Source organism: Actinoplanes flavus, assembly GCF_017592555.1.
Classification (GTDB): Bacteria; Actinomycetota; Actinomycetes; order Mycobacteriales; family Micromonosporaceae; genus Actinoplanes; species Actinoplanes flavus.
Genome location: NZ_JAGFNS010000069.1, coordinates 1 through 5,109 on the forward strand (window position 1 = coordinate 1; position 5,109 = coordinate 5,109).

General features: G+C 70.1%; 6 protein-coding genes and 1 pseudogene. 2 read left to right on the top strand and 5 right to left on the bottom strand.

All coding sequences use genetic code 11. The features are described from left to right. Positions 1 to 118 (top strand): annotated as a pseudogene (locus J5X75_RS46595) (IS5 family transposase); the annotation flags it as partial. 232 nt (positions 119 to 350) lie between these two features. Here J5X75_RS46595 and J5X75_RS43585 read toward each other — a convergent pair. Further along, a complete protein-coding gene (locus J5X75_RS43585; protein WP_208473611.1) occupies positions 351 to 749 on the bottom strand; it encodes a MerR family transcriptional regulator in 399 nt (132 codons plus the stop codon). Between the two features lie 115 nt (positions 750 to 864). On the opposite strand from J5X75_RS43585, the gene J5X75_RS43590 reads away from it, so the two are divergent. After that, positions 865 to 1,938, top strand: coding sequence for an alkene reductase (locus tag J5X75_RS43590; protein ID WP_208473612.1), 1,074 nt, complete (start codon positions 865 to 867; stop codon positions 1,936 to 1,938). Between the two features lie 114 nt (positions 1,939 to 2,052). Here the strand turns inward: J5X75_RS43590 and J5X75_RS43595 are convergent, their stop codons facing one another. The 4 genes from J5X75_RS43595 to J5X75_RS43610 are packed head-to-tail and all read right to left on the bottom strand — an operon-like array spanning position 2,053 to position 4,977. After that, positions 2,053 to 2,979 carry an NADP-dependent oxidoreductase gene (locus tag J5X75_RS43595; protein WP_208473613.1) on the bottom strand — a complete coding sequence of 309 codons (927 nt, stop codon included), beginning with the start codon at positions 2,977 to 2,979 and terminating at the stop codon, positions 2,053 to 2,055. Positions 2,980 to 3,008: 29 nt separating this feature from the next. Next, positions 3,009 to 3,554, bottom strand: a complete 546-nt coding sequence (locus J5X75_RS43600) for a hypothetical protein (RefSeq protein WP_208473614.1) — start codon at positions 3,552 to 3,554, stop codon at positions 3,009 to 3,011. Between the two features lie 42 nt (positions 3,555 to 3,596). Then, positions 3,597 to 4,025 (bottom strand): hypothetical protein, encoded by a 429-nt coding sequence (locus tag J5X75_RS43605; RefSeq protein WP_208473615.1) that lies wholly within the window; start codon positions 4,023 to 4,025, stop codon positions 3,597 to 3,599. Positions 4,026 to 4,074: 49 nt separating this feature from the next. After that, positions 4,075 to 4,977 (bottom strand): hypothetical protein, encoded by a 903-nt coding sequence (locus tag J5X75_RS43610; protein ID WP_208473616.1) that lies wholly within the window; start codon positions 4,975 to 4,977, stop codon positions 4,075 to 4,077. Positions 4,978 to 5,109 lie beyond the last annotated feature (132 nt).

Sequence of the window (5,109 nt, forward strand, 5' to 3'; positions counted from 1 at the left end):
TGTCGAACGGGGCATCAGCCTGCTTAAACAGCATCGGGCTGTGGCCACCCGGTTCGACAAGCTAGCCGTGCGCTACCTGGCCACCGTGCAGATCGCCGCGATCAACAGGTGGCTATGAACCCACCTTTTAGACACGACCTAGGGTCGGGCGCGTCGCGGTAGAAGCTGCCGTTCTCGTACGCCTCCAAGCGCGCCTGTTGCAGCGCAGCCGCGATATCCGGCTGATACGCGACCTTGCTTGCCCATCCCGATGCGCCCACGCGTCCCCCGATCTTGGACGGTGAGTGTATCGGCGCCGAGGGGCTGTGGGTCATCCGCCTGCAGCACGTCAAGGCAGGGGATCGCCGCGCTCAATTGGCCGCGGACCGAACGTCCCCGGCTGATCGGGCGGCGAGCCGGGATCGGTGCTCCCGGTTGATGGCGATCAGTTGGTCGAGCGCGTCGCGGGCCTGGGTGAGTTCCTCGATGTGTTGTGTGATGCGGTCCCGTTCCTGGTGCAACTGTGTCCAGGCGGCGTCGGCGTTCTGGGCGGTCGGCGAGTCGACGCACGGTAGCAACTCGGCGATGGTGCGGCTGGCGAGCCCGGCGGCGTACAGCCGCTGGATGAACCGCACCCGGCCGACCTCCTTGTCGGTGTACTGGCGTTGGCCGCCCGGGCTTCGGGTGCTGACGAGCAGCCCTTGCTCCTCGTAGTAGCGCAGGGAACGCACGCTCACCCCGGCCCGCGCCGCCAGATCACCGATCCGCATGGTGGCCTCCTCGCTGTGATCTGCTTCGCAAAGCTTGCATCTGACGTCAATGTCAGGTCTTAGCGTAGCGGCGCGTCCGGTCGGCGGGCGCCATGCTCCTGGAAGGCAGTGCGTGATGACGACCCTGTTCGACCGGTACCGACTCGGCGAAATGGTTCTCCCGAACCGCGTGGTGATGGCCCCGCTGACCCGGGTCCGGGCCGCAGCGGGCGGTCTGGCGACGCCGTCGATGGCGACCTACTACGCCCAGCGGGCCACCGCGGGACTCATCGTGACCGAAGGCGTGCAGCCCAGCATCGTGGGACAGTCGAACCCCGGAACCCCGGGCCTGCACACCGACGAGCAGGCCAAGTCGTGGCAGCAGGTCACCGACGCGGTGCACATCAACGGCGGGCGTATCTTCGCCCAGCTCATGCACGGCGGCCGCGTGTCGCACCCGGAGACGATCGGCATGCAGCCGGTAGGCCCGTCGGCCGTCCCGGCAGCCGGCGAACTCTTCACCCCGACCGGCCGCAAGCCCGCGCCGGTACCCCGGGCGCTGGACACCGCCGAGGTGCCCGACCACGCACGCTCCTACGCCGACGCGGCCCGGTACGCGGTCGGCGCCGGCTTCGACGGTGTGGAACTGCACGGCGCGAACGGCTACCTGATCTCGCAGTTCCTCTCCAGCACGGCCAACCTGCGTACCGACCGCTACGGCGGATCGATCACGAACCGGATCCGGTTCGCCGTCGAAGCGGTGACCGCGACGGTCGAGGCGGTGGGCGGCCACCGTACCGGGATCCGGCTCTCACCGGGCGCCGGCATCTGGGGCGCCACGGAGACCGACGTGCCCGAGATGTACGCCGCGCTGCTCACCGAACTGGCGCCGCTCGGCCTGGCGTACGTCCACCTGGAACTCACCACCGCCGAGGAGGTGCTGGTCGGGCTGCGCCGCGCCTGGCCCGGCACCCTCATCGTCAACCCCGCGTTCCCGATGGGCCCCAAGAAGGCGGACCGAGCGGCCGCGCAGCGGTGGCTGGAGCTGGGCGCCGACCTGATCAGCTTCGGTCGCGCCTTCATCGCCAACCCCGACCTCGTGGAACGGCTGCGGCAGAATCTTCCGCTCGCCGACGACGACCAGGCGACCTGGTACGCGGGCGGCGACCAGGGCTACCTCACCTACCCCGCATACCGGTACGAGGCCTGAGCACCCTCAACCTCCAGCACCACCGGTCAGTGTACGGATGGGGCGATGACGCGGCTCTCGTTGCCGAGCTGCCGGACGCCACTGCGGCAGGCCCGGCCGGAGCCGCGCTTCCCGTCAGTTCACTGTCAGCACGAGCTTTCCGCGCAGCCCACCGGCCAATACCCGCCGGTGTGCGTCGGCCGCCTCGGTCAACGGCATCGTGACCGCCACGCGCGTGCGCAGCCGTCCGGCCGCCACCTGCCCCACCAGGTCGGCCAGCAGTTCGCGGTCGTGGCGGATGAGTTGCAGCTCCTGGCGCACACCCCGGGCCGGAACGATGGCCGGCGTGGGCCGGGTCGCGACCACGATGCCCCTGTCCTCGACGGCGGCGGCCGCCGCCTCGCCGAGGGGCACCGCGTCGAACACCGCGCCCACCGGCCCCACCGTGGCCAGATCGACGGAACGGGAGACGACCTCGTGAGCGCCGAGACCGCGCACCCACTGCTCGTCGCCGTGGCTTGCCTGGGCCACGACACGGTAGCCGCCCTGAAGGGCGAGCTGGGTGGCGAAGCCGCCGACACCGCCGCTGGCGCCGGTGACCAGAATGCTGCTGCCGGCCGGCAGCATGGCCAATGACACCAAGGACAGCCCCTGGTGTGCGGTCTGGGCGTTGAGCGGCACCGTGGCCGCGGACACGAAGTCGAGCTCGTCCGGCAGCCGCACCAGCCAGTCCACGTCGGCGGCCACGAACTCGGCATAGCCACCGGGTGTGCCCCGCGTCAGATACCACGGAATCATCCCGACGACACGATCACCCAACCCGAAATCCGTCGTGTCGGGGCCGACCGAGACCACCTCGCCGGCGATGTCCCACCCGGGCGAGAACGGCGGCGGAACCGGCCCACGAGGAATCTCCCCGGTCGTGGCGGCGACGTCGGCCGGGTGCACACAGACGGCGCGGATCCGGACCACCACCTGCCCGGGCCCGGCCTCGGGCTCGGGCAGTTCGGTCACCTGCAACACCTCAGGACCGCCAAGCGCGGCCGCGACGACTCCTAGCACGCGTCCACTCTAGACTGTCGTCCTTCGATTCATGGCCCCGCTGATGAGACGCGCCCCGGATCCTTTCTGGCCTGAGGCGCGGGGGGGGGGGCCCCGCGCCGCCCCCCCCCCCCGGGGGGGTAGTAGCCCGACATGAACGTGTCGTCACCGTCGTTGAACGTGTAATACCGGCAGTGATAGGTGGTGCACATGTCCCAGTACGCGTAGGTGTCGCCGGTGTTGTCGTTGAAGATGTACCGCGTTCCGGCGTTGTCGCAGGACCGTGCCTCGCGCACCTTGCCCGGGTTCCAGAAGTAGGCCGACACGCAGCTGCCGTCGGTGTACATGTCGAAGACGTGACCGCGGTATTCGCCGTCGCCGTCGCAGGTGCTGGCGTACTGCGCCGCCTCCTGCCCGATGAGGTTGCCGCCGTAGTACATGGTCACCGCCTGCGCGGTGCCGCTGTAACAGGCGGCCCCGGCCGGCGCCGGCCCGAGCGCGACGGCGCCCACCACCGCGAACGCGAGCACGGCCACGGCGCCGGCCAACTGCCGCATCGGCCTGCGGCGCACGGCGGATCTGTCGGATCGCAACATTCGTCATCCTCTCTCTTGCTGTCGCTGGTGGACGAGCCCGGGCTAATAGCCGTACATGGTGTCGTCGCCCGGATTTCCGCTCGTGTAGAACCGGCAGTGATAGGTCGTGCACATGTCCCAGTAGGAAACCGACGATCCGCCGTAGGTGTCGTTGAAGATGTACCGCGTTCCGGCGTTGTCGCAGGAGCGAGCCTCACGCACCTGGCTGGGGTTCCAGAAATAGACCGACACGCAGCTGCCGTCGGTGTACATGTCGAAGACGTGGCCGCGGTATTCGGTGTCGTAGTCGCAGGTGCTGGCGTACTGGGCGGCCTCCTGTCCGATGAGGTTGCCGCCGTAGTACATGGTCACCGCCTGCGCGGTGCCGTAGCAGGCGGCCCGCGCCGGCGCCGGCGCCGACACGGCGACGGTGACGCCCACGGCGGCCACGGCCAGGCAGGTCAGAAGCCGTCGCAATGCTGATCTGAACATCATCCCGATCCCCTCGGGTTCGGATGACCAGGCCGGTCGACGGGGCTGGTCATCGAGCGGACAACGTACGCAGGGTCGACAGTTCGTACTCGCGGTGCACCGCGTCGACCACCGACTTCAGTGCCGTACCGCAGGGCTGTTCCACCACGGCGACGGCGATCTCCTCCCGTTGCAGCCGGCGCAACCGCTCCAGCTGCGGCGCCGGGAACACCTCGGCCAGCGTCAGGCGCGACGGGTCCTCACCGCGGTCGGCGCGAGCGGTCGCCTGGGCCTGATACGTCGTGGTGTACGGGCGCGCCTTCGCCTGGAAGTCGGCGGTGACCTCGGCCGGTGTGCTCGCCGGCCGACCGGCCGCGCTCATGCACGACCGGTAGTCGGCCCGGGCGCGCGCCACCCGGGCGTCGTGTTCCGCCGCGCCCGCGATCTCCCGCAGCTTCTCGCCGACGGCGGGACTGGTGACGAATTCTCCGGCTTCGGAGAGCGGCGGAACGCCCAGCGTGGACATCGCCCGCCGGTCGCAGGCGTCCCGGGCCGGCCGGTACGCCTTACGCTGCTCCTCGTTCAGGGTCCGTAACACCTGACGGTTGGGGTCGACGACCGGCCGGCCGGGCTGCACCGATCCGATGCCGGTGGTGATGCCGAAGCCCGCGGTGGCGGCGAACTCGGCGGGTGCGAGCCCGGAGGCCAGCGCGGGCGGCAACGGCCGCCGCCACGGCCGGTACGGCAGGCCGGCGGCGGCCATGCACGCGGTGACGAGGGCATTCCGGCGGCTCTGATACTCATCAACGGCTTCGCGGGGCTGTGGTGACGTCGCGGTGGTGAGCACGTCGCGGATCTGCCCGATCTCGGTGTCGCTCAGGCCCGCGCCGCCCTCGGCCCGGCAGGCGCCGAGCATGAGCGCCACGGTCACCGCCAAGCCCAGTCGGCGGACGTTCCGCGGGGACGTCGACACGGTTTCTCCATAAGGTTGTTGATTGTCTGGGGTTGATGCCCCGGATGCCCGGGACGGTGGGGTGTGGCTGATGGTTTCTTGCCGTTGGGTGGTTCCGAAGGAGTGGCCGCCCTGCCGTTCCCGATGGCCTGG